25 protein-coding genes and 2 pseudogenes are annotated in these 26,049 nt (G+C 27.5%); 3 read left to right on the top strand and 24 right to left on the bottom strand.

The features are described from left to right. Positions 1-21 precede the first annotated feature (21 nt). From A2J15_RS01160 to A2J15_RS01125, 8 genes are all read right to left on the bottom strand, one after another. Positions 22-2,127 (bottom strand): heavy metal translocating P-type ATPase, encoded by a 2,106-nt coding sequence (locus tag A2J15_RS01160; RefSeq protein ID WP_066776392.1) that lies wholly within the window; start codon positions 2,125-2,127, stop codon positions 22-24. Beyond that, positions 2,127-2,321 (bottom strand): heavy-metal-associated domain-containing protein, encoded by a 195-nt coding sequence (locus tag A2J15_RS01155; RefSeq protein ID WP_066776390.1) that lies wholly within the window; start codon positions 2,319-2,321, stop codon positions 2,127-2,129. Before A2J15_RS01155 ends, A2J15_RS01160 begins: the two co-directional genes overlap by 1 nt. A 242-nt stretch (positions 2,322-2,563) precedes the next feature. After that, positions 2,564-3,058, bottom strand: coding sequence for a threonine/serine exporter family protein (locus A2J15_RS01150; protein WP_066776388.1), 495 nt, complete (start codon positions 3,056-3,058; stop codon positions 2,564-2,566). Next, positions 3,055-3,831, bottom strand: a complete 777-nt coding sequence (locus A2J15_RS01145; RefSeq protein ID WP_066776385.1) for a threonine/serine exporter family protein — start codon at positions 3,829-3,831, stop codon at positions 3,055-3,057. Before A2J15_RS01145 ends, A2J15_RS01150 begins: the two co-directional genes overlap by 4 nt. A 117-nt stretch (positions 3,832-3,948) precedes the next feature. Continuing rightward, positions 3,949-4,176 (bottom strand): hypothetical protein, encoded by a 228-nt coding sequence (locus A2J15_RS01140; RefSeq protein WP_066776383.1) that lies wholly within the window; start codon positions 4,174-4,176, stop codon positions 3,949-3,951. Positions 4,177-4,185: 9 nt separating this feature from the next. Continuing rightward, the gene (gene omp50, locus A2J15_RS01135; RefSeq protein ID WP_066776381.1) at positions 4,186-5,604 is read right to left on the bottom strand and encodes an outer membrane tyrosine kinase; all 1,419 of its coding nucleotides are present in this window, start codon (positions 5,602-5,604) and stop codon (positions 4,186-4,188) included. Between the two features lie 123 nt (positions 5,605-5,727). After that, complete coding sequence (locus A2J15_RS01130) at positions 5,728-6,207, bottom strand: peptidylprolyl isomerase (RefSeq protein ID WP_066776379.1); 480 nt, start codon at positions 6,205-6,207, stop codon at positions 5,728-5,730. 9 nt (positions 6,208-6,216) lie between these two features. Further along, complete coding sequence (locus tag A2J15_RS01125) at positions 6,217-6,924, bottom strand: YebC/PmpR family DNA-binding transcriptional regulator (protein WP_066776377.1); 708 nt, start codon at positions 6,922-6,924, stop codon at positions 6,217-6,219. 108 nt (positions 6,925-7,032) lie between these two features. Here A2J15_RS01125 and A2J15_RS01120 point away from each other — a divergent pair, with 108 nt between their 5' ends. Further along, on the top strand, positions 7,033-7,374 hold the full coding sequence (locus A2J15_RS01120) for a DMT family transporter (protein WP_066776375.1): 342 nt from the start codon (positions 7,033-7,035) through the stop codon (positions 7,372-7,374). After that, positions 7,374-7,682, top strand: coding sequence for an SMR family transporter (locus A2J15_RS01115; protein WP_066776373.1), 309 nt, complete (start codon positions 7,374-7,376; stop codon positions 7,680-7,682). The genes A2J15_RS01120 and A2J15_RS01115 overlap by 1 nt, the downstream gene beginning before the upstream one ends. Before the next feature lie 8 nt (positions 7,683-7,690). On the opposite strand, the gene argS is transcribed toward A2J15_RS01115, so the two are convergent. From argS to A2J15_RS07945, 15 genes and pseudogenes are all read right to left on the bottom strand, one after another. Then, on the bottom strand, positions 7,691-9,283 hold the full coding sequence (gene argS / locus A2J15_RS01110; RefSeq protein ID WP_066776370.1) for an arginine--tRNA ligase: 1,593 nt from the start codon (positions 9,281-9,283) through the stop codon (positions 7,691-7,693). 11 nt (positions 9,284-9,294) lie between these two features. Further along, positions 9,295-9,528, bottom strand: coding sequence for a Sec-independent protein translocase subunit TatA/TatB (locus tag A2J15_RS01105; protein WP_066776367.1), 234 nt, complete (start codon positions 9,526-9,528; stop codon positions 9,295-9,297). A 1-nt stretch (position 9,529) separates the two neighbouring features. Beyond that, entirely contained in the window at positions 9,530-10,147 is a 618-nt protein-coding gene (gmk, locus tag A2J15_RS01100) for a guanylate kinase (protein WP_066776364.1), read from the bottom strand. A gap of 5 nt (positions 10,148-10,152) precedes the next feature. Then, positions 10,153-11,406, bottom strand: coding sequence for a hypothetical protein (locus A2J15_RS01095; protein WP_066776359.1), 1,254 nt, complete (start codon positions 11,404-11,406; stop codon positions 10,153-10,155). 56 nt (positions 11,407-11,462) lie between these two features. Continuing rightward, complete coding sequence (gene fliR, locus A2J15_RS01090) at positions 11,463-12,230, bottom strand: flagellar biosynthetic protein FliR (protein WP_066776357.1); 768 nt, start codon at positions 12,228-12,230, stop codon at positions 11,463-11,465. Beyond that, complete coding sequence (locus A2J15_RS01085; protein WP_066776354.1) at positions 12,217-12,852, bottom strand: ABC transporter ATP-binding protein; 636 nt, start codon at positions 12,850-12,852, stop codon at positions 12,217-12,219. The genes fliR and A2J15_RS01085 overlap by 14 nt, the downstream gene beginning before the upstream one ends. Before the next feature lie 9 nt (positions 12,853-12,861). Beyond that, a complete protein-coding gene (gene tsf / locus A2J15_RS01080) occupies positions 12,862-13,935 on the bottom strand; it encodes a translation elongation factor Ts (RefSeq protein ID WP_066776352.1) in 1,074 nt (357 codons plus the stop codon). After that, a complete protein-coding gene (gene rpsB, locus A2J15_RS01075) occupies positions 13,935-14,726 on the bottom strand; it encodes a 30S ribosomal protein S2 (RefSeq protein WP_066776349.1) in 792 nt (263 codons plus the stop codon). The genes tsf and rpsB overlap by 1 nt, the downstream gene beginning before the upstream one ends. 115 nt (positions 14,727-14,841) lie before the next feature. Further along, the gene (locus A2J15_RS01070; RefSeq protein WP_066776347.1) at positions 14,842-16,005 is read right to left on the bottom strand and encodes an SAM-dependent methyltransferase; all 1,164 of its coding nucleotides are present in this window, start codon (positions 16,003-16,005) and stop codon (positions 14,842-14,844) included. 148 nt (positions 16,006-16,153) lie between these two features. After that, positions 16,154-17,278: a c-type cytochrome gene (locus A2J15_RS01065; protein WP_066776345.1), complete on the bottom strand. Its 1,125-nt coding sequence runs from the start codon at positions 17,276-17,278 to the stop codon at positions 16,154-16,156. Further along, a complete protein-coding gene (locus A2J15_RS01060; protein ID WP_066776342.1) occupies positions 17,278-18,525 on the bottom strand; it encodes a cytochrome b in 1,248 nt (415 codons plus the stop codon). Before A2J15_RS01060 ends, A2J15_RS01065 begins: the two co-directional genes overlap by 1 nt. A gap of 1 nt (position 18,526) precedes the next feature. Further along, positions 18,527-19,030: a ubiquinol-cytochrome c reductase iron-sulfur subunit gene (petA, locus tag A2J15_RS01055; RefSeq protein ID WP_066776339.1), complete on the bottom strand. Its 504-nt coding sequence runs from the start codon at positions 19,028-19,030 to the stop codon at positions 18,527-18,529. A 400-nt stretch (positions 19,031-19,430) separates the two neighbouring features. Beyond that, a complete protein-coding gene (gene mnmG / locus A2J15_RS01050) occupies positions 19,431-21,290 on the bottom strand; it encodes a tRNA uridine-5-carboxymethylaminomethyl(34) synthesis enzyme MnmG (protein ID WP_066776337.1) in 1,860 nt (619 codons plus the stop codon). A gap of 86 nt (positions 21,291-21,376) precedes the next feature. Further along, positions 21,377-21,869: pseudogene (gene cetB, locus A2J15_RS01045) on the bottom strand (bipartate energy taxis response protein CetB). A 13-nt stretch (positions 21,870-21,882) separates the two neighbouring features. Beyond that, complete coding sequence (locus A2J15_RS07945; protein ID WP_243273567.1) at positions 21,883-22,629, bottom strand: methyl-accepting chemotaxis protein; 747 nt, start codon at positions 22,627-22,629, stop codon at positions 21,883-21,885. Positions 22,630-23,792: 1,163 nt separating this feature from the next. Here A2J15_RS07945 and A2J15_RS01035 point away from each other — a divergent pair. Then, positions 23,793-25,166, top strand: a pseudogene (locus tag A2J15_RS01035) (cation:dicarboxylate symporter family transporter). Here A2J15_RS01035 and A2J15_RS01030 read toward each other — a convergent pair. After that, positions 25,163-25,969 (bottom strand): inverse autotransporter beta domain-containing protein, encoded by an 807-nt coding sequence (locus A2J15_RS01030; protein ID WP_066776450.1) that lies wholly within the window; start codon positions 25,967-25,969, stop codon positions 25,163-25,165. The pseudogene A2J15_RS01035 and the gene A2J15_RS01030 sit on opposite strands and share 4 nt — an antisense overlap. Positions 25,970-26,049: the final 80 nt, after the last annotated feature.

Here is a 26,049-nt window from a genome sequence, read left to right as displayed (position 1 = left end):
TAATATATTATTAACAAAATTTTAAATATATTTTAATCTTAAAGAATTAAGAACCACACTAATAGAACTAATTCCCATAGCAAGAGCGGCTATATGAGGACTTAAAGAGATAAAAGGCACAAAACCTGCTGCAACAGGAATGCAAAATACATTATATGAAAAAGCCCAAAAAAGATTCAACTTAATAATTTTTCTTGTTTTTTTAGCAAGCTTAAAACAAAAAACAATGGCTTTTAAATCTTCTTGTATTAATATAAAATCTCCTGTTTTTTTAGCAAGTTCATTAGCTTTTGAAAAACTCATACTTACATTGGCTGCATTTAAAGCTGGTGCATCATTAATTCCATCGCCTATAAAAAAAGTTTTTGCAACTTCTTTAATTTTTTGAAGTTTTTCCTCGCTTTTAAGTTGAGCATAAAATTCATCAACTTGTAGTTTTTTGGCTATTTTTTCTACATTTTTTTTATTATCTCCGCTTAAAATAATTGTTTTTAAACCTTGTTTTTTTAAATCTAAAATCAGTTCTTTAGCTCCATTTTTTAAAGCATTGCTTAATAAAACACCTCCTAAACATTGTTTATTTTTAGCAAAATAAACCCTAATATCTGCGCGATCTTTAAAAGAATCAAAAAATATATCTGCTTCTTGAGTTTTAATATGATTCTCATGTAAAAATTGTGCATTTCCTGCTAAATATATATCATTATCTTCTTTATAACTAATACCTGATCCTATGATAACTTTGCCTTCGCCTTGTAAACAAAAAGTCTTATTTTTAGATAATGCTTTAGCTATAGGATGAGAACTTAAACTTTCAATTTGACATAATTTATCAAAATCATGTTTTAAAAGATTATGCGCAAAGACATTTAAAGTATCTTGAGTTAGCGTACCTGTTTTATCCAAAAAAACATATTTAGTTAAAGCTAATTTTTCTAAAGCAGCAGGATTTTTAATAAGAATAAAATTTTTTGCAGCTTTAGAACTTGCTACTACTAAAGCAATAGGAGTAGCAAGCCCCAAAGCACAAGGACAAGAAATTAAAAGTACTGCACAAGCATGTAAAAAAGCCGTATTCATATCTACTCGTATCAACCAAAAAACAAAGACAAAAAAAGCAAAAAGAATGATAATACCAACAAAATATCTTGAAACACGATCTACTAAATGAACTAAAGGACTTTTTATATTACCAGCTTGGAAAACCAAATCTTTAATTTGCTCTAAAGTACTATCTACAGCTTTTTTGCTTGCTTTAATCTCCAAAACACCATTTAAAACTATAGAACCTGCTTGTACTTCATCACCTTGTTTTTTAAATACAGGAAAAAATTCCCCATTTAAAAAACTCATATCAAGTTCTGCACTACCTTCTTGTATGATTCCATCAACAACAATACTTTCGCCTTCTTGTACTAAAAGCACATCATCACTTTTAACAAAAGAACTTGTAATTTCTTTAATTTCCCCATTTTCAAGTAAAATTTTTGCTTTTTTAGTATCTATTTTTTCAAGCATTTTTTGATAAGATTGGGCTTTAAATTTTACCTTGCTTTCAAAATATTTACCCAAAAGCACAAAAGAAATAATCATCATAGCCCCACTAAAATATAAATCTTTCACATTAAAAATACTCAAATACACTAAAAAAGAATAAATCAAAGCACTTAAAACACCTAAAGATACTAAAGTATTCATATCCAAATTCTGATTTTTAAGTCCTAAAAAAGCATGATAAAAAAAATCTCTACCACAATAAAATATTCCAAAAAAACTCAAAAGCATTTGAAGATGCTTAGACAAAGAATTTGTCATAAACATTTCACAATACATAACAATCGCACTTAAAACAATACTTATAATTAAATTGTTTCTTAATTTTAAATGTTTTTTGATTTTATATTCAATTAAACTTTGTTCATCTTCTAAAATTTCAAAACCTAAATTTTGAATCTTCTTTATAATATCTTGACGTTTTTGTAGATCTTTAAGTAAAAAAACACCGCTAGAATTGATATAAGACACACTAGCTTCCTCAACACCATCAAGCTTTTTACACGCTCTTTCTATAGCATTAGAACAATTTACGCAAGTCATTTTTCCTATTTTAAGATGTAATTCTTCCATTATAAACGCTCTATAATTTCAAATCCCAATTCTTTAATTTCTTTTGTAAAATCAAGAATTTGCTCTTCTTTTAAATCAATACTTAAAATTTTGCTATCTAAATCTATTTGTATTAATCCAAATTTATACTCAAGCGAATTTTTTATTAAATTAACGCAATTTATACAATTAATATTTTTTACTTTAAATTGCATCTTCTCTCCTTATAACTTCTTATAAATAAATTATATTAAATTCATACAAAAGTTTATAAGATAATTCCTGAGATAATTTTTAAAATTCTTTTCAATTTTCAAGCTCAAACTTAAAATATGAACAAAAAAATAAAGTTTATTTATAATTTAAAATACAAATTTTAAAAACAAAACTTCACTTTATTTATTAAAAAAAGCATGTTAATTGATTTTATTTCATGCATAATTAACTTACTTTTATTTTAATGTTTTTTAGCATTCCTGCTCATCATAAAATTTTGTTCAAAAAAGATTAATAAAGTAACGCTCACTCCTATAGCTAAAGCTAAAGTTATAGAAAGTGTAGTAAAAAAATAATCAAAAAATTGCACTAAAAATTCAGATCTAGCTTTTAAGTCTTCACTACGTATAAAAGAAATCAAATACAAAATAGCTTTATAAGCATAAATTCCTGGTATCATAGGAATAAGTGCAGGAAAAACAATAATTTCAGCTGGAATTTTAATGATTTTTGCTAAACCAATACCTAAACAACCGATGCAAAAAGAAGCAATAAAAGTAGCAATAGCCAAAGTTTGAAAATAAAAATATTCTATTAAAACAAAACGCAATCCATGAGCAATAGCTGCTAAAAATGCAGATAAAATAAGAGTTTTAAAAGGAGGATTGCACGCATAAGAAAAACCAAATCCCGCCACCGCAGCAAAAAACATATCCTTTAAAACAAATTCTATCATTGTAAAATCCCAAAATTAGAAATGCTAAGAGTAATATAAATTCCAAGTGCTATACAACAAACAAGAATAGCTACGTTAATAATACGGCTTAATCCCATTAAAATATTATCTTTTAATATATCAATCACAGAATTGATAAAAAATACCCCAGGTATAAGATATAAAATACTAGAACCTAAAGCTATATCAGAAGTATTTGTATACTCCATATCAAGTCCAAAAAATACAAACCAAGAAGAAATAAAAGAGCAAAGAATATATTGCATTCTTAAATCTATATTAAATTTTGTTAATACAAATCTTAAAATTAAACCTATAAAAGTTGCAAAAAAAACTAAAACTCCTGCACCAAAATCTCCTCCAAAAAGCCTACAAAAAGCAGAATTAGCCATAGAAACAAATAAAAGATTAAGTAAATAAGAATGCCTTTTTTGTTCACAAATTTGCTCAAAAACTATTTTAGCTTTATCAAATTCATATTTATGATCGTAAATTGCCCAACTTAAAGCACTTAAATCAAAAATAAGTCTAAAATTCACATAAGCATGGTTATTAGAGACTATATAAGTTCTTTGAATAGAACTATTTTGCTTATCTACAATATTTAAAGTAATATGATGAAAAAAGAAATTAATATTAATTTCATAATCATAAATCTCAGCTATACGTCCTACACATTTTGCAACCCTAGCTGTATAAGTTCCAGCACTCAATAAAGTTTTAGTATATTTAATCAAAAAATCACTTAATTCTTGTATATCAGGTTTTTGCATTTTATCACCAAAAAAGATAATAATTAATCAAGATTTTTAAAACAAAACCTAAAATCATCTTACAAAAGATATATTTTTAAAAAAATATAAGAGTTTAAAAGCGGTAAAAACCGCTTTTTATTTACCTGCAACTGAAACTTGGTTTGGATTATCTGCTGCACGAGCTATCATACATTCTTTTAAAGCAGCTGCATCAGTTGGATCGCTAACTTTTTGACCAATCCAGCGTTCAACTTGCTTCATAGTTTTAGACTCTGGATCAGGGGCTTCATATTTTGCCATCAAATTTGCACAATCAGCTAAAGCAATAATAGGTAACAAACTTATATAAAGTATTTTTCTCATTTTTTGCTCCTAGAATTTTACATTATACATTAACATAATATTATCAGCTCTTACTTTGTCTTTTTTTGATCCGCCAAATGGTAAACCACGATTGCTCCAAATATTTTGGATATTAGTATAACTTAAACGTAAAAACTGATATCTATCTAATTGATAAATGGCATAAAAATCATGGGCTGTACCCCTTGTCATTCTTAAATTAAGAGGATCATTAATACTTGGACGACTCATAGTATACCAATACTTACTACCCCAAAAAAACTCATATCCTATTTTTAAAGCCTTGGTAAAATCATAACGTCCACCTATATGTACAGCATAACTGTCTTTTTCATTGAATTTACCATTACCATATCCCCTACTAGCAAGAATACCGCTTAATATAGGATTGATTTCATTATTAGAACCTCTAGAATAACCCAAAGAAGTAAACCAATTAAAATTAGTTCCAAAAGCATCATAATTTTCAAAATGTATATTAGCTAAAGTAAGATTACCTAAATTTATTACCTCATCATCATCACCTAGAGCTTTAGAACCAGGAATTGGCAAAGAAAAATCTGTCATATGAGCTATATTTAAAATAATAAGATTATCCCCCATACCTTCTATAGGAAGCTCTCCTTCTATAGCAGCATAATAAAGATTTGAATCCGCATCTTTTTGATCACCCATCCAATCTCTTACCTTGCCTTCTTTATCCCATTGATAAGTTTTACCATAAGCTGTACGAATAGCTACTTTATAATCTTGCAAACTCTCAGGTTTATAAGTAAGTACTGCAGCATCTCCTAAAGCATTGATAGCTAAAACAGGATAAGTTGATTGTCTTAAAGCATTATTTCTAAGATTGCTTCCTGGACCATCTGTACCTGGTTGTCTACCCACAGTTGTAATCCACTCAGGTGTAATATGATAATCAAGATAGGCTCTATCTACATAAAGTACAGGACCACTAGTTTGGGTATTTCTTCCTGCATCTAAATCATAAGAAGTCCCTGACCATCCCATTTGAGACCAATTTTTAGCCATAGATAAACGACCATAAAATTTAGTCTTATCATTAATAGCAGCATTCATATTTAAATGCAATTCATTTAGCCATTTATTATTAACACTATAATCTTGTCCACTAACTTTATAATTGGTATTTGAAACAGCAGTTGAAAATTCAAGTCCAAATTTAACCTTGCTTAAAGCAGCTTGAAATTCAGTTTCATCAGTTCTGCTACTAAGATCAGCAAGTTCAGCTTTTACAGCCTCATTTTGTTTAGCTTGAGCTTCTCTTTCTTTTCTAATTTCTTGAATTTCAGCTTGAATTTGTGCAAGTTGCTTTTGAAGCCTAGTGATTTCATCATTAGTATTTTTAGCAAAAAGCGATGATGAAAGCAAACACATACTTAAAACACATGAAAACCTTGTTTTCATAATCATAACTCCTTCTAACTTTACTTCATATTTATCAAAATGAAGTTATGATTATATAAAAAAAAGTTTAAAAAAAAATTATATATTAATTATTTATAAACACCATCATTAAAAATTAAATCACTAAGTATTAGAAATTTCTATATCTAAAATTTTATCTCCCTCAAGTATAGAATCTAAAACTTCTAAACTCTCATCATCTTTTAAATCAATTTGCCCAAAAACAGTATGCACTCCATCTAAATGGGCTTGTGGACTATGACAAATAAAAAATTGAGAACCTCCTGTATCACGTCCTGCATGTGCCATTGACAAAGTTCCTCTTTGATGCTTATGTTTTTGATCATCACATTCGCAAATAATTTCATATCCAGGTCCTCCCATACCATTACCATAAGGACAACCTCCTTGTATAACAAAATTTGGAATAACACGGTGAAAAATTAAATTTTTATAAAACCCTTCATTAGCCAAATGAACAAAATTGCAAACCGTTTGAGGCGCTTCATCTCCAAAAAGTTCTAATTTCATTATACCTTTTTGAGTTTTTATAAAAGCAAATTTGTATTCATTTACCTTACTTGTATCAATTGTTTTTATCATATTTACTCCTTAATCTATATTAGTATAAACAGCTTGAACATCATCATCTTCTTCTAATTTATCCAAAAGCTTTTCTATATCATTTAACTGATCTTCATTTAATCTAAGAGGATTATTTGGCAAATATTCAAGTCCTGCTTTTTTAAGCAATAAACCTTTAGATTCTATAGCACAACTAAGTTCTCCAAAAGCAGTATAATCGCCAATAATTACCAATTCTTCTTCATTTTGCTCCAATTCTTCAAGTCCAGCATCAATCAAATCTAATTCTAATTCTTCTAAATCTTGCGTAAATTTTTCAAGATGAAAAACAGCCTTTTTAGAAAACATAAAAGTTAAAGATCCATTTTGCAAAACTTCTCCACCATTTTTGCTAAAAATAGCTTTTACATTAGCTACAGTCCTAGTAGGATTATCTGTCATACACTCAACCATAAGTAAAACTCCATGTGGAGCTTTACCTTCATAATAAATGTTTTTAATATCTATACCATCCTTACCACTAGCACGTTTTATAGCTGCTTCTATATTATCTTTTGGCATATTATTAGCTTTTGCAGTAGCTATAGCACTTCTTAATTTAGGATTCATATCAGGATCACTCCCGCCTTCTTTAGAAGCTACTTGTATAGCTTTAGCAAGCTTAGGAAAAAGCTTACTCATTTTATCCCATCTAGCTTCTTTAGAGGCCCTTCGATACTCAAATGCTCGTCCCATAATCTCTCACTTTCCCTAAAAAATTTTCAAGTTATCGAAGTATAAACTAAAAAGACTAATTAAAGCTTTAAATGATATGATTTTATAATCTAATTAAAGGATATTTTTGTGCATATGGCAAAAAAAGGACTCTTTATTGCTTGGTTTTTTTTAATTCTTGCTATAATATTTGAAGTTTTAGGAACTAGCTTTTTAAAAATAGAAAATCAAATTTTAGGCTATTTTTTTATGACTTTATTTATCATTTTATCTTATTTTTTTATGAGTAAAGCCATTAAAACAATTCAAATAGGGCTAGCTTATGCTGTATGGGAACTTTTAGGTATTATATTCATACTTCTTACTTCTTTTATTATTTTTCAAGAACATATTAATTTAATCCAAACCATAGGAATATTTCTTTCTATTATTGGAATTATAATGATAAATAGCGGAGAGATTAAAAAATAATGTACATACTTTTCATAATAGCATCAGCATTTTTAGATATTATAGCTAATTTACTACTTAAAAAATCTCATGGTTTTAAATATAAAATTTGGGGTATAGCTGCTATTATTAATGCAGTATTAGCATTTTTCTTACTCTCTCTTTCTTTAAAACACATACCTTTAAGCATTGCTTATTCAACCTGGGGTGCGATAGGAATTATAGGAACTTGTTTAGGTGGATGGATTTTTTACCAAGAAAAATTAAATAAAATAGGCATTTTAGGCATCATTATAGTCATTATAGCAGTATTTTTACTTAATTATTAAAATTACTGCTATTTTTCCATCTTATTTTTTGCCTCAATCCCCATTAATGAGAGCGCGGTTTTAATACTAAGAGCAATTAAAGCAAAAAGTTTAAGTAAATCATCTTCATTAAAAGAACCTATGACTTTATTTTCATTATAAAATTTATGAAAATTAGCAGCTAAATTCTTAAGATAATCAGGAATTTTCTGCAAAGTTCTTCCTTCAAAAGCATCATTTAAAACAGATGTTAAATTTAAAGCTTCAAAAAGTAAATTAACTCCATCTTGATTTAAACTTTCTAAATTAGCATTTAAAACGTCACTTATTGTTTTATTTGCTCTAACAAAGACTTGATGAATTCTAGCATGAGCATAATTGATATAATATACAGGATTAGAACTATCTTCTTTTTTTAAATCACTTATATCAAATTCTAAATGCGTATCACATTTTTTACTTAAAAAAATATAACGTAAAGCATCACTTCCTATTTCATCAATAACTTCACTCATTAAAATAAAATTTCCAGATCTTTTACTCATTTTATAAGGTTCTCCGTCTTTAAGCAAAGAAACCATTTGCGCTAAAATAATTTCAAGATCACTAGGATTAAAACCCAAAAATTCCATTGCTGCTTTCATTCTAGAAATATAACCATGATGGTCCGCACCCCAAATATTAATACACTTATCATAAGAACGACTCATTTTATCTTTATGATATACAATATCTGCTGCCAAATAAGTTTCACGTCCATCTTCACGAATAATCACGCGATCTTTTTCATCGCCTTTTTGCGAAGAAGCAAGCCAAATTTTTCCTTCTTGCTCATAAATACCTTTATGTTTTTTTAAAGTATTTAAGGTTGTATTTAAATCTTTATAATAAGACCTTTCGCTAGCATAAGTATCAATTTTAATTTTTGCTTGTTCTAAATTTTGTTTAATTAAAACAAGCATCTTATCTTTTGCCCAATAAGATAGTGTAGAAATATTTTCTTCATTAAAAAATTCTTTACCAAAATTGTCAAAAGCTTCCTTAGCCAAATCTAAAATATATTCACCTTTATAGTATTCTTGAGGATATCTAACATCTTCTTTTAAAATATTTTCTTTTACAGCTAAAAAAATAGAAAGTCCTAATAAATAAATTTGATTACCTGCATCATTAACATAATATTCTGTATCAAATTTATAACCCAAGTGCCTTGCAAGTCTTGCTAAAGTATCCCCAAAAACAGCACCTCTTGCATGTCCTATATGCAAAGGTCCTGTGGGATTAGCGCTTACATATTCAAGCAAAAAACTTTTTTGCTTTTTCTCTCCTTTAGCAAAATTATGAGGATTTTTCAAAGCCTTAGTAGCAAGTTCATTTAAAAAAGTTTTTGAAATTTTAAAATTTAAATATCCATTAAGAGTTTCAACTTTTTCAAAACAAAAATGATTTTTAAACTGACTTGCTAAATCATCAGCAATAAGCACGGGAGATTTTTTTAATTCTTTAGCTAATGAAAAAGCTAAAGGGGTGGCAAAATGTGCCAAATTTTTATCTTTAGGATTTTCAAGCACAAAATCATAGTTTAAAACTTTCTTAATCTCATTAAAAATAATACTCTTCAAAAAATCAAACCTTAAACTTTTTTAACTTCGTCTAAATTAGCATCAGTTGATTTCTTATCTAAATCTTGTTTTTCCTCAATTTTTTGAGTATTTTTTGCTAATTCATCATTATTCATTTCATCTTTAAAAGTTTTAATACCTTTACCCAAACCTTTTGCAAGTTCTGGAATTTTTTTTGCTCCAAAAAGTAATACAACAATCAACAAAATCACCAACCAATGACTAGGACTTGACCAACCACCCATTTTATCCTCCTTTATTCCAAATATTTTGAATTTGTTCTAGATTTTGCCCCTTGATTTTGCATTTATGGGAGATTAAAATCGCTCGTAATGCTTCATAACTTTGCTCTAACTTATCATTAATAATCAAATAATCATATTCACAAAGTTCTTTCATTTCATTACTAGCATTTTGTAATCTTTTTTCTAGTTGTATTATTGTATCAGTATTTCGCTTAATAAGTCTTTTTTTTAACTCATCTTTACTTTTTGTAGTTACAAACACAGAAACAAGATTATCTTGCATTTTTGCTTTAACAATCTTAAAGCCTTGCACATCTATATCAAAAATAACTATTTTTCCATTATTTAAAGCATTTTGAGTATGTTTAAAAGAAGTACCATAAAAATTTCCATGTACTTTTGCCCATTCTAAAAAACAACCATCATCTATATCTTTTTGAAACTCTTCATACGAAATAAAATGATAATGTATGCCATTTTTTTCATCTTCTCTAGGTTTTCGAGTGGTTGAAGAAATAGAAAAATAAAGCTCTTCTTTAAATTCATCAAAAAGTTTTTTTAAAAGAGTCGATTTTCCAGCCCCACTAGGACCTGAAATCAATAAAATAAAACCTTTCAATTTTTTTAATCCTCATTAAAACTAACATGAATATTTATATTCATATTCATACCCTTAAGAGCAGCTTTTAAAGTATCATCTTTAATGCTAGAAGTAATAGCCCCTGCTATACTTTGAGTAAGCTCATTGACTATTGCCTCATTATTATTGTTTATATTTATCATATCAGATTTTTGATCTTTTTCATCTTTAATTACCACAGCTTCTCCAAGAGCTTCTTGTATCTCACTCTCTTTTAAAATATCAAAATCACTTATATTTAAATTTGGCACAATAACTTCTTCTTCACTAAGACCTAATTCTTTATCCAAAATAGGATCATCTTTAAAATCTTCTAAAACTTTAACACCATTATCTTTTTCAATATCATAATCAAGTTCATCAAGCTCGGCAAGTTCTTCTTTAATTTGTTCTTGGGTGCTTAAATGAGCAAAATCTTGTAAAGACTCTTGATTTTCTTTTGTAATTTCTTCTTCTACAATAGGAGAGAAATCTTGTAAAGACTCTTGAGCATTATTTTCTTTTATCTGACCCAAAAATTCAGCATCCTTAGGAATATCATCAAAATCAATTTCTTTTTCTTGCTCTTCAACCACAAGAATATCATCAAAATTATTTACATTTTCTAATAATTCTTTTTCATCAACTTGCTCATCTTTATTTTCCAAATTATTTAAATCTTCAAGTTCATGAGTTTGTATATTTTGCTCTTTTTCATCCTCAACTAAATCTTGTTTTAAATCATCTTCAATTTGCTTTTGATTGCAATCTTCTTGCTTTAAATTATCATCTTGAATTACTTCATTTTCTACTTGATCAAGCGTATCTAAAGCATCTGAATTTCCACTATCTAAACTTAAATCTTCTAAATCATTATCTAAATTAATATCTAAAGAACTATCATCAATATCTTCTAAATGCAAATCAGTATCTTCACTTTCATTTACAACAGATATATATTCTTTAATCTCTTCATTATTAAATAAATTAAGAAAATCTGTAGGTAAAAAAGGTTTTTGTAAAATTTGTGCATCAATATCTATATTTTGATTACGTGGTGCTAAAAAAATCAATTTTTCGCATTTTTCTTTAAGAATTTTTAAAGGTGCTGGCGTATCACTATCTACTACAATTACATCATAATAAGGTAAATTTTCATCATAAGCACTAAGCTCTTCAAAATCATAAGACATTTTTTTTGCACTTAAACTCACAAGCCTTGAAACCACAGGGTTTTCGTTTAAAAGTAAAATTTTCATCACTTTAGTCCTTGAAAAATAATTGCTATTTTACGATAATTTCATTTATCCTTTCCTTAGGAGAAAAAAAGAGTTTGCATATGGGTTAAAACTTCTAAAATTAAATTTTTAAAATACTGCATCATCACAAGTAAAATAGCTATTAAAACTATAAAACCTATAGCAATTTTTATAGGATATCCAATCACTAAAAGATTAAATTGTGGCATAGTTTTCATCAAAAGTCCAAAAATTACATCTGATAAAAGCGAAATCGCAAGTATAGGAAAACTCATAGCAAAACCTATAATAAAAATATTTAATATACCCATATTTAAATAATGCATTAAATTTTCATGCAAATAAAATCCACCTAAAGTAATATATCCTAAAGAATAACTTAAAAATAAAAGTATTAAATGATGTCCATCAAAAGCTAGAAAAAATATAAGAGCAAGTAAATGTAAAATTTGTGCTATAATAGGCATATTAATTCCTGAATTAGGATCTAATACATTTGCTATAGTATAACCCATAGTAAAAGCAATTTGTTCACCTGCCATCATAATAATACCAAAAATAATTTGCAACATAAATCCAGCTATCATTCCAAAAACCACTTCGCTAATCAATTGCAAAACAAAAAAACTATCTAAATGCAAAGATTCCAACTTCGCAAAAGGATATAAATACATAGTTAAAAAAAGGGCTATAGTAGTTTTTATAATGATAGGAATTGAATTATGAGAAAAAAAAGGGAAAAAAACTACAAGACCACTCATCCTAGCAAAAAGCAACATAAAAGTGATAACATTTTTATCCCCTAAATAATTAACAAATTCCATTTGTATTTACAGTATAAATTTTATCACAAAAACTTGCAAGTTTAACATCATGGGTAACGAAAAATAAAGCTGCATTATTTTCTTTAACATAAGAAATTAAAAGTTCTATCACATTTTGAGCATTTTCAAAATCTAAATTTCCAGTAGCTTCATCAGCAAAAATAATTTTTGGTTTTTTGCAAAGCACACGTGCAATACTAACACGCTGCTGCTGTCCTCCACTTAATTGACCTATATTATAATCTAAAAGTTTATCAATACCTAATCTTTTTAAAATTTTTTCATCTAAATTTTCACCCGATAAAACACTAGCAAGTTCAATATTTTCAAAAGTAGAAAAACCTTTAAAAAGATAATGTGCTTGAAAAATAATACCAAAATCATAACGGCGTATTTTAATTCTTTTGTTTTCATCCATTTTGTAAAGATTATGATTTTTAAAAAAAACTTCACCCTTTCTAGGATTTAATAAAGAGGAAAGTATATGCAAAAGGGTAGATTTTCCACAACCGCTAGTACCTTGTATGGCAATACAATCTTTTGCTTTTAAAATTAAATTTAAATTATTAAAGAGCGGATAATCAAAACTATGACCAATATTTTCCGCTCTTAAAAGTTCCATTTTATATTTTTAAAGCTGGGCAGCAACTTCAGCCGCAAAATCTTCAACCTTTTTTTCTAAACCTTCACCGACTTCAAAACGGATAAATTCAATAATTTTAATTTTTCCGCCAAATTCTTTTTCTTTTTCAGCAAGTACTTGCTCTATAGTTTTTTTATCATCTAAAACATAAAATTGACCCATTAAAGTAAGCTTGCTATCAAGTTGAGAATTATCTGCAATAAAGCTATTTATTTTACCTGGAATAATATTAGCCCAAATTTTTTCAGGTTTACCTTGAGCCTTAAGTTCTTCTTTAATTTCTTCTTCAACCTTTTTTAAAATCGCATCACTAAGTTGTTTACGACTTGCAAATTGAGGAATTTTAAGTTCAGGTTTATTAGGATCTTTGAGTCTACGTCTTTCTTCATTTTCCTTTTCAAACTCTGCAACCAAAGCCTTATACTCATTTTCTATAAAAAGCATATCTAAATCTTCATAACTTAAATAACTTGGCTTCATCGCTGCAATATGCATACAAATTTGTTTTAAAAAACCTCTTAATTTTAAAGCAACTTCTTCATTATCACAAGCTGCAGCAATCACAACACCTACACGCCCATTAGTATGAATGTAACCATTAACAACACCATGAACACCTGCTTTTAAAGTAGCAAATCTTCTTACAACTAAATTTTCACCTATAGTAGCAATTTGACTTTTTAAATATTCTTCAAATTTTACCCCATTAATAGTACTTGAATAAAGCTCTTCTACACTTTGTAAATTATTATCTTGAATATGAAGTGTTGTATCTTTTGTTAAAGCAATAAATTGATCATTTTTAGCTACAAAATCTGTTTCAGAATTAATTTCACTTACAGTTGCACTTGTAAAATCATCACTTATTTTTACACTAATTAAACCTTCAGCTGCAAGTCTATCTGCTTTCTTAGCGGCTTTACCTAAACCTTTTTCTCTTAAAAGCTGAACTGCTTTATCAAAATCTCCATTTGTTTCGCTTAAAGCATTTTTACAATCCATCATCCCCGCTCCCGTACTTTCGCGGAGTTCTTTTACCATAGCAGCAGTAATTTCAGCCATTATTCTTGCTCCTCATCAAAATCTTCTTGACCCATCGCTTCATCTAAAACTTCTTTTTTTTCTTCATCTGTAATTTCTTTTTCTTCATTTGGTAAAACTTCTCCATCTTGCTCTCTTAAAGCTTTACCTTCATTAATAGCTTCAGCCATTTCTTGACAAAAAAGTTGTACTGAACGAATAGCATCATCATTTCCAGGAATTGGATAAGTTACCAAATCAGGATCACAATTTGTATCAAGTGGAGCTACTACAGGAATTTTTAAGCGATTTGCTTCTTGCACTGCAATCTTTTCTTTTACTGTATCAATAACAAAAATCATATCTGGTTGCGTTTTCATATAGCGAATTCCACCAAGATAAGCCAATAATTTTTCTTTTTTTCTAGTAAGCATTAAAGCTTCTTTTTTAGTTAAAAGCTTAATACTTCCATCTTCTTCCATTTTTTCAATAACTTCTAATTTTCTAATTGATTGACGAATGGTTCCAAAATTAGTCATCATGCCGCCAAGCCATCTATGATTAACATAAGGCATACCGCATTTTTCAGCATATTCTTTTATAGCACCACCTGCTTGCTTTTTAGTTCCTACAAAAAGTATAGTTTTACCTTCAGCAGCAGCATCACGAACGATATTATAAGTATATCTAAAATATCTTAAGGTTTTTTGCAAATCAATGACATAAATTCCTTTTCTTTCACCAAAAATAAATTTTTTCATTTTTGGATTCCAACGCCTTGTTTGATGACCAAAATGTACACCACATTCTAATAAATCTCTCATGCTAACCATGAACTTTCTCCTTAAACATTTAGCTTTATTCCTCCGCATCCTTTAATTTATATAAGCTAAAAGGATAGATGCGTGTGAAATGAAGCTAAAATTATACTAAATTTAAGTTTAGTTTTTACTTATAAATATATTCTTTAGTAAGACTTAATTTATTATTAATTTCTTTTGTAATTAAAAATTGAAATAAATCTACACTTCCTATACGAAAAGCAGATGCACAAGAACGTAAATATAAATTCCACATTCTTATAAATTCTTCATCATATTGTTTCCTTACTTCTGTTAAAACTTGATTAAAATTTTGCTCCCATAAATCTAAAGTTTTTGCATAATGAATCCTTAAACTTTCAGCTAAAAGAAGATGAAAATCCCATTCACTCATAGTACTTACAACTTCTCTTAAAGAAGGTAAATATCCTCCTGGAAAAATATATTTATCTATCCACGCATTAGTATTGCCTTCAAACATAGCTAAAATTGAATGCAAAAGCATAGATCCTCCTGGCTTTAACACTTGTTTAACCTTCATAAAATAAAGTCCTAAATTTTCTTTACCCACATGTTCAAACATACCAACTGAAACAACTTTATCAAAATAATCTTCAAATTCTAAATCTTGATAATTTTGCAATCTAATTTCTATTTGATTTTCAAGACCTAATTCCTTAACCCTTTCTTGAGCTTTTTTACATTGTTCTTTAGAAATAGTAATACCAACAACCTCAACTCCATATTTTTGTGCTGCCATAACAGAAAGCCAACCCCAACCGCAGCCAATATCTAAAAGTTTTTCATTGGGCTTTAAATCAAGTTTTTTAAGAGTATGTTCTATTTTATTAATTTGAGCTTGATAAAGCGTATCATTAGAATTTTTAAAATAAGCACAAGAATAACTCATAGTATCATCAAGCCAAAGTTTATAAAAATCATTACCTATATCATAGTGGCTTTTAATATTTTTGCTTTCTTGTTTTTGATTAATTTTGCTTAACACTTGTTCTTTTTTCTTTAAAAAAGATTGATTAGAAAAATAATATAATATTTTAGCAATTTCATCATAATCGCCTTCTATATCAAGTTTAGCCTCCATATAATGTTTTGCAAAAACCAAACTTGTATCGCTAAATAATTTTAAAAAAGGAATTTTTTCTTTAAAAATCAAAGAAAATTTACTAGGTTGTTTTCCAATCACAATTTCTTCTTTATCCCAAAAAACAACTCTAAAATTTCCATAATTCCATTTTTTTAAAATTAATTTAATTAAACTTTTTTCCAGCATCAAAATACTCCTGATATTATAAAAAATAATTTTATGTCTGAAGAGTATCTCTATTTGAATATTAAAATTTAATAAAAATGTAAAAAAAATAAGATTTTTTACCACTATAAATTATATAGTGGTAAAAATGTAATATGAAAATATAATATTAATGCAATTTAGACCAGATATAACGCTTCCAAGCTATAGCAAAAACACTTAAAATCACAAAGAAAATTATGATATAAACCCCAGTATTTTGTCTTTGTTCTTTTTTACTATCTCCCACTTGTTCGATATAAGAAACAACTTGCTCTTGTGCATTTTGCGTTAAACCCACTCTTGGCATAGCAGTTCCTGGAAGAAGTTTTTGAGTATTGTTAATAAAATTATGTAAATACTCTTCTCCTCGAGATCTAATCATCATAGAAAGATCAGGTGGAATAGATCCTAAATAGGTTTTTAAATCCTGTTGATTAGATGAGGCAAAAAAATTATCATATTTCATATCATGGCAACGACCACAAGCTTCAATAAAAGTAGCCTTGTTTTTAGCAAAACTTATCTCTTTTTCCACTAAAGCCATTTTTTGTGCAGAGTTTTCCATTTTAGCATATTTAGCTTCAATCTCTTTTTTAATAACTAAATCTTCATTGGCTTCAAATCTAGCACCTATCTCTTTAAGATAAGCAATAACATTAGCTACATTTGCATATACAAGTTCTTCATTTTCACCCGAAGTTTCAGTATTATAAGCTGTCATGATAAAAGCATCTCCAAATTTATGATCCACTTTTAAAGCAAGTGCAGGATGCATAATTAAAGCTGCTAAAAACTTCTCATCAAAAATAACTCCTGCTGCACTAAGATCAGGTGGAACAACACCTAAAGAAGAATCTGTAATATTAGCCATAATACCATCTTCTTTTATACCATGACATGCAAAACAATTATTTTGAAAAAATTCTTTTCCTTTTTTTGGATCACCTTTAATAAAATCTATCTTTGCAACATCTGCCCAAAGCGCTTCTATTTTATTTAAATTTTCTCTAGCTTGATCAAGTTCTTTTTGAGCACTTTGAATTTTTTTAGCATCTCCTAAAGCTTGAGCTTCTTTTAAAGCTAATTCCTTATTTTCAACTATATTTTTTGCAAAACTAGTATCTTCTATAGCAAAATTAAAATTTGCAGGGGCAACATGAGGCTTCATAACTGAATGTGCATAAGGCTCAACTCCCCAATATACAAGAGCAGTAAAAACTACTACCACTAAAAATATTTTTAATTCTCTCATTACTTAGATCCTTTTCTTTCCATAATTGTAATAATAGGTAAAACTACAATCAACAAAAGTAAAAATACAACAGAAGCATAAAATCCAACCCAAGCGTTAAGACCTGTTGGAGGAAGTTTTCCATAAATCGTAAGAACAATTAAATCAAGCAATAAAACCCAAAACCAAATAAAAAATAAAGGTCTTTCATGAGCTGGTTTTACAACTTCACTTCTATCAAGCCAAGGAAGTAAAAAGAAAATTACTTGAGCAATACCAAAAGCAAGCAAACCTATGTCAAAAGCCTTAATACCTGCAATATCAAAGAAAAATCCTCTTAAAACCTCGTAGCTCCATAAAAAATACCATTCAGGATAGATATGAGCTGGAGTTTTAAGAGCATCTGCAGGATCAAAGTTAATAGGATCCATGGCAAAATCAAATTTAAAACATACTAAATAAAAAAAGAAAACCATAAAAAAACTTATATACATAAAGTCTTTAGATAAAAATCCTGGCCAAAAAGGGATAACTTTAGAATTTTTTGTATCACCTGCTATATATTTTTCAGCTTCTAAATCAAAATCTAACTCTTCAGCAATTTCATTATTTACATGAGGAATTCTTAAAGAATAAAAATGAAATACAATAATTCCTATAATCACTATAGGAAGCAAACACACATGCAACATAAAAAATCTCGTTAAAGTTGGATCAGAAACAGCATAATCACCACGAATCCAAATTACAAGCTCAGGTCCAATAAAAGGAATGCCTCCAAAAAGATTAGTAATAACTTGAGCTGCCCAATAACTCATTTGTCCCCAAGGAAGCATATAACCACTAAAAGCTTCGGCAGAAAATACCACAAATAAAAGCATACCGCTAACCCAAATCATCTCACGGCCTCTTTTATAAGAACCATAATAAATTCCTGTTAACATATGTATATATATAATTAAAAATACAACAGAAGCGGCAACACCATGCATATGGCGCCAAAGCCAACCATAATCAACTTCTTGCATAATAGTTTTATTTACGCTATCAAAAGCAAGGGCGGTATCTGGTTTGTAATACATTACAAGTAAAAGTCCTGTAACAAAAAGCACAGTAAAAAGAGTGGTTAAAATCACTCCCATAGCCCAAAGAAAATTAATTTGCTTTGGTATCCAATATTTAACCATTAAAACATCAAGTAATTTATGGATTGCAAGTCTTTGATCTAACCAATCTACAAGACCATTAGCTTTTCTAATTTGCGCCATTTTAAACCCCTTCTGCCATTTTTTTATATTCAGAACCTTCCTCACCTAAAACAAGTTTAGTGCCATCGATTCTAAAAGGAGGAATTTCAAGAGGTTTTGGAGGAGGTCCAAAAACATTTTTTCCACTAACATCAAATTCTCCACCATGACAGGCACATTTAAATAATTGCTCACTTGCTTGATAAGCAGGAATGCAACCTAAATGCGTACAAAGCCCTATAACTACAGTATAAGCTGAGTTATTAACTATAACATCGCGTTTAAGATCCTTTGGCATACTTGCGTCTTTTTTTAATATAAAAATAGGCTTTTTACGCCATTCTATAGTTCTAAGCTCTCCATCTTGCATTCCAGATAAATCTACTGTAGTAAAACCTGCAGCTTTAACACTTGGAAGAGGATCCCAAGTTTTTTTCATCGCAACAAGCGAGAAAACACCGCCCACAGCAGCTACGCTTCCAAATGCGAAACCCATAAAGCTTCGTCTACTCTTAGATGTAGCCATAACTTGTCCTTTCGATTTTTATTATTTATTTTAGGAAAGTTAAAAGTTTATCTAAATTAAAATTAATTTTTTCTTTGTTTTATAAGTTTTAATTATTAAGCAAAAAGAAAGAAATTATGTTAATTCAAAATTATTCAATTAAAATAATCACAAGCTGATAAAAAATGTTTATCTATATTTTATATATTATATAATTAAAATATTTTAATTCATTAAATTTTTTAAAATAAAACTTTATAGTTAAAAGATTTTTATACATCAAAATCCCAAACTAAATAAGTTTATTTTAATAAATTATAAACAAAATATAATTTTAAAATTAAAATCAGTTCTTAAAAAGTACATTAATATTTAAAATAAAAAATTTATTTTAAATATTTTAAAACTCTAAATCAAAATTTTAAGCTTTTTTCTTTTGCATTTTAATATAAATTTGTAAAATATCAAGCGCAGCAGGAGTAATACCACTAATTTGACTTGCAGCAAAAATAGTAAGAGGCTTATAATGATTAAGTTTTTCAACCACTTCATTACTTAAACCACTTACATTTTTAAAATCAAAATTATCAGGAATTTTAAGCTGATTTAAGTTTTTCATTTTTTCTACCTGAGCTTTTTGCATACTAATATAATGATAATACTTAGCCTCATTTAAAATTTCTCTTAAAGAATATTCATCCATGGTTTCAAACATAGGGTCAAGTTTAATTAATTTTTCTATATTAAAACTAGCCCTTGCAACAATTTTTTGAAGGCTAACAATAGAAGAAATTTTATCTTCTGCTAAACTCTGTAAAAAAGCATTATTTTGATTATTAGGAGTTAATTCTTTAGAAAGTAAAAATTTTATTCCTTTATCAGCATTATTTTTAATATTTTGTATATAATTAAAATCTTCTTCGCTTAAAAGCTTAAAATCATGACCATATTTGCCAAGCCTAAGTATAGCATTCTCCTCCCTTAAAAGTAATCTAAACTCAGCCCTTGAAGTAAACATTCTATAAGGCTCTTTTGTACCTTTAATAACTAAATCATCGATTAAAACGCCTATATAAGCTTCATCTCGCCTTAAAACAAAAGGTTCTTTTTTATCTATACTCAAACACGCATTAATGCCTGCAATAAAACCTTGTGCTGCAGCTTCTTCATAACCTGTTGTTCCATTAATTTGTCCAGCACAATAAAGATTATTAATTTTTTTAAGCTCTAAAGTATGCTTTAATTCTGTTGGATCAATATAATCATATTCTATAGCATAACCAAAACGTGTAATCTTAGCATTTTCAAAACCTTTTATAGAACGCAACATTTGAATTTGAACCTCATAAGGCAAAGAAGTTGAGAAACCATTAATATAATATTCTGTAGCATCTATAGTTTGTGGTTCTATAAAAAGATGATGACTTTCTTTATCAACAAAACGATTAATCTTATCTTCTATAGAAGGGCAATATCTTGGTCCCACACCTTCAATCTGTCCTGTAAACAATGGGGCACGATAAAAATTATTCTTAATAATTTTATGAGTAGTAGTATTTGTACGCGCTATATAACAAGGAAGTTGTTTAGGATGAAAATTTTTTGAACGGAAGCTAAAAGCTTTAGGATTTGTATCCCCATTTTGAATCTCAAGTACACTAAAATTAATACTTTTTGCATCTACTCTTGGGCAAGTTCCTGTTTTTAAACGCCCCATTCTTAAACCTAAAGTTTGCAAATAATTACCGAGTTTTATTGAAGAAAGTTCACCAACCCTTCCTGCTTGAAGTTTATTTTCACCTATATGAATAAGTCCATTTAAAAAAGTCCCTGCTGTAAGTATAATTTTTTTAGCAAAATAATTATTCTTTAAGTTTGTTTTTACGCCTTTAACTTCATTGTTTTCTAAAATTAAATCACTAACTTGCTCTTGAGAAATTTCTAAATTAGATAAATTTAAAAGCTTATTACGTGCAATAATGCGGTATTTATCCATATCAATTTGAGCCCTACTACCTTGAACAGCTACACCCTTACTTTCATTTAAAATGCGAAATTGTATCCCTGCTTCATCAGTAATCTCTCCCATAAGTCCGCCCATAGCATCAAGCTCTTTTACTAAATGCCCTTTTGCAAGACCACCTATAGCAGGATTGCAACTTGGAGCTCCTATTTGATCTATTAAGGTAGTTAAAAGTAGGGTTTTTTTTCCCATCCTAGCGGCTGCTGCACTCGCTTCAATTCCTGCATGACCACCACCTATAACAATGATATCAAACATATTATACCTTGAAAATTGATGAATTTTAAAAAAATTATATAATATTTAGACTTAAAACAAAGCTGTTTTAAATTTTTATAACAATACTATTTAATCTCTTGAAGAGAAAAAATAAATTCATTGTAGGTTTTACCTTTATCTTTACAAAATTTTTCAAGCATTTCTACACCTTTATTCAAACCTTCTTGTTTTTCAATTTTTAAAAGTTCCCTATAAAGTCTTTCTATAATAGTAATAGCACTTTTATTTGGCATACGTCTTACAGAATAATAACCTATGATTTTATTATTTATATCCACAGAAGGAGTAACATTTGCAAATACCCAATAAAAATTATTATTTTTAGTTTTATTTTTAACATAAGCAAAAATTTCCCTACCTTCTTTTACGTGATCCCACAAATATTTAAAAACTGTTTTTGGCATTTCTTCATGTCTTACTATATTATGAAGCTTATTTAAAACTTCTTTCATGCTATGCATATTTTAAAAAATCATCATTTGCATAAATTATTCTGCCTTTTAAATCTGTTTTAGAGGTAATTAAACTATCTTCTTGTAAAAAAATTTCTTGTGACATTTCCATCCTTAATTTATAATTTTAATTTATTCAAAATTTCACTACTTTTTTGCTCAAATGCTTTAACATCTCTTACAATAATATCATACATCTTTTGATCTATATAATCTTGATTTGAATTTTCTATAGCTTTTTTAGCACTATTTCTTATAAATTCTTTTCCTGAATTTAATTCTATTTCAGAGCTTAGTTCATTAATAATACTTTGAATTCTCTTATCTTCACAAAGACTAGAAATTGGATGCATGGTCTTAAAATCAAATTGCTTACCTCCATTTAAATTTAAATATACATTTGATTTATAAAGAATATGATCAATTTTTACCACAGATAAAATTAATCTTTTGGCAAAAGATCCAAAACTAACACCAAGTTTAGCACTATTTTCCTCTAAATGTTTAAAAGCTTGAGAAAATTTATCAATCCTTTTTTCGGATTTACTAACAATATTAAAAACCTGCTCACTACCATTTTGAATATTTATAAAATCTTGTTGCATGGTATGCATTACAATAGTAATTTCATAAGTTAACTTTTGAGTTCTTTCTGCTAATTTCCTTATTTCATCAGCCACAACTGCAAAACCTCTACCATATTCTTTAGCTCTTGCTGCTTCAATAGCCGCATTTAATGCTAAAAGATTTGTTTTTTCAGCAACACCATGTATTATTTCAACAATAGAAGTGATATTTTGAGAATTAGTCACAAAAGTTTGTATCATATCCTTACTTAGATTAACACCTTCCATTAAAGAATGCATTGCTTTACTCAAAGAATGAATTTCTAAACCATTTTCTGTCGCTGTATGAGTAATCACATCAACTATTTGATATACTTCTTGCATTAAATTAATATCTTCATTTAATGAAAAGGAAATTTCAGACATATCTTTATTTTGACTTCCAAGACTTAAATCCATTAAAGTTTTCGATAAAGCATTTTTAAAAATAGTTTTTGCCCTAAGTTCGATATTAAATAAAGCTTGATTAATAAATTTAATATTATAAGCAAAAATTCCTTTTAAACCTTCAGGCAAAGCTTTACGGTAAAATTCACCTTTTTGAGAACATAAAATAGAAGTATTGATTTCTCTTAAATATGCTTCAAGTCTATCAATAGTATTATTAAGATTATTAGCTATTTTAGCTAATTTCTTATTTTTTGTTTTAATATAAATGATTCTATTATCAAAATTACCCTCTTTTAATTCTTTAGAAAGAATTTGAAATTTATCTATCATTATTTGCTCATCTTTATAATAAATAATAAGATAAATTATTAAAATAGCAATTAAAATCAAAATCAATATTCCAAGATAAATTATGAATAAAAGCAATACTTAAAATACTTAAAATAATTAAAAAAATAGCAAGTAGCAATCCATTTTTTATCATAAAACAATCAATCCTTAAATTTTAAAAAATTTTTGAAGTTTTATAAATTAAAGTAATCTTTTAGTAATATATTACTTTAACTTTAAGTATAGAAAATTATATAATTAAAAGATTAAATATATCTTAATTTGATATTTTATTGTAAATTAAAAGTAAGCTTGCAATACTCTTTTAGATAAGTTATACAACACTTAAATTAAAGTTTTTTATATCTACTAAAATAAAATTAAAAATCAATTGGATTTGATATATTATTTTAATAAAAAACTTCATATTGATTATCCATGATACATAATTTTAATTATTTAGACTAAATTTTTAATGTATATTTTTCAACTAAAAAATATACATTTCACATTTATTTTATTAAATATTATTATATATAATTGATTAAAAAAATTATAATTAAAATATTTTTAAAAAAAGATTTTTTATAATTTTATAAAATTTATTTTCTATTAAAATTAAAAATTTATTAATTAAACATTAAACTTACTTTTTGTTTAAAATTTTAAGGAGCGTATTAATCTTGGAAAATTTAAATCAAACTTTCATACAAAATAAACCTTCCCTGAAACGCATCTTAAAAAGTCTTGGATTTTGGGTAATTATAGGTATCATAGCAGATATTATACTTGGTTATACTAATAAAGAATTAGCTCTTATTAGCAAACCAGGAGTTGATTATTTTATCCATGCTTTAAAAATTCTCATTGGTCCTATTATTTTTGTAACTTTAGTTTTAGGTATTATAAGCCTTGAAAGTTTAAAAAAAGTTGGAAGCTTAGGTATTAAAGCAGTTATTTATTTTGAAATAGTAAGTACATTTGCTCTAGCTATAGGTATTTTTATGGCAAATATTATGCAACCAGGGCAAGGTATGAATCTTGATCCTAATCAATTAGATTCTAAACTTGTAGAAAAATATATTCTTCAAACTAATCAAATAAGTGCTAGTTCAGAAATTATGCATATTTTACAAGATGCAATACCTACTGATATTATCACACCTTTTACAGATGGAAAAACTATACAAGTTTTAATCATTGCTATTATTACCGCTTTAATCATTTCTTTAATGAAAACACAGGATAAGCAAGCCATACAAAGAGTTTTTGAAGTTATTCAAAATTTTAATTTTTAAAATTTTACAAATTATCATGTATTTTAGTCCCATTGCTGCATTTTCAGCTATGGCAGTACTTATAGCACAATATGGTATTAGCTCTTTGATCAATTTAGCTTATTTACTTTTAGTTATGTTAATTTCATGTTTAATATTTATATTTGGTATTTTAGGCTTAATTTGTTATTTTGCAAAAGTAAATATATTTAAATTTATGAGGTTTATTTCAAGAGAAGTATTAATTGTCTTTGCAACTAGCTCAAGCGAATCTGCTCTTGCTCCTTTAATGCGTAAACTTGAAAAAGCAGGAGTATCAAAACAACAGTAGGACTTGTTTTACCTACAGGATATAGCTTCAATCTTGATTGCACTAATATTTATTTAGCTATGAGTCTAATTTTTTTAGCACAAGCTTTTAATGTCAATTTAAGTCTGACTCATGAAATTAGCATTTTAATTGTATTGATGATAGCCTCAAAAGGTGCAGTAGGTGTCACTGGATCAGGTTTTATCGTACTTGGAAGTACTTTAGCAGCTTTAGGGAATATGCATATTTCTGAAGCAAACGCAAGTTTAGCACAAGTTTTACCAGTAGCTGCTATAAGCATTCTTTTAGGAGTTGATAAATTCATGTCTGAAATAAGAGCTGTAGGCAATCTATGTGGCAATAGCGTTGCTGCCTTAATTGTTGCAATTTGGGATAAACAAATTGATTGGGAAAAATTTAACTATGCTATTAATCATCCAGAAGAATTTTACAATGCAGGAATGAATTAATGTATCCTTTGGAGGAAATCATATCGATTAATTTCTTTTAAAGTATTATCTTTCTTTTTAAATTGCTTTAAAAAATCCTCCTTAAAATTAAATTTAAATCCAATCTGAATTACAGTATCATCAATATTTTCAGGTGTACTATAATCACGATGCAATAAATTTAAAGTAAATACTTTATAAGGAGAATATGATATTTGATAATTTATCTTATCATTATCTTTACTAATATCAAAAATTAAAGCTGTATAAGTAGGAATTATAAAACTTACTCCAAGATATAAATTATTATCTGCTTCATTGGGTATACAATAATTACTATAAGCTTTTATTAAATTGCTATAAGCTAATTCCACTCCAAAACTTTTAATATCTTTTTGTTCTTTTTGCTTATCTATAAAACCATTAACTCCAAGTAAAAAATTTTCCGTTTCATAACGATTAATTAAACCGCCAGAATAATTATAATCATTTTCAGCTATAAAAAATTCTTTTTGAAAAAGCAAAGAATTATTCTCTCCTTCATAAAGAGAATTTAAATTTTTAATGCGAGCATTTTCATTTTTAAAATCCAAATTCCCATCTGTTTTATCTATACCATTGCTATTTTCTAAAGTTTTTGAAAGCAAATTATTAAAAATATTTTTAAAATCTATATCTTCTTCTGGAATTTTTGGTGCTTTTTTAATATTTTGATAATCAAAATGCTTCCAAGAATTTTTATGTTTATTTTTCATTAAAGCATCTTCAAGCTCATCAGAATTTAATAAAGAAAACAATATTATTATACAAAAAATACTCTTCATCTTCATTATATTCCTTCTTTACTTATATATAAAAATTTATTATAGAAAAATAGCATAAATAAAAAATTACATCTTGTAAA

The organism is Campylobacter hepaticus (assembly GCF_001687475.2).
Lineage (GTDB): Bacteria > Campylobacterota > Campylobacteria > Campylobacterales > Campylobacteraceae > Campylobacter_D > Campylobacter_D hepaticus.
Note: the sequence above shows the minus strand (reverse complement) of the source record. Positions and strands in the feature narration are given on the sequence as shown.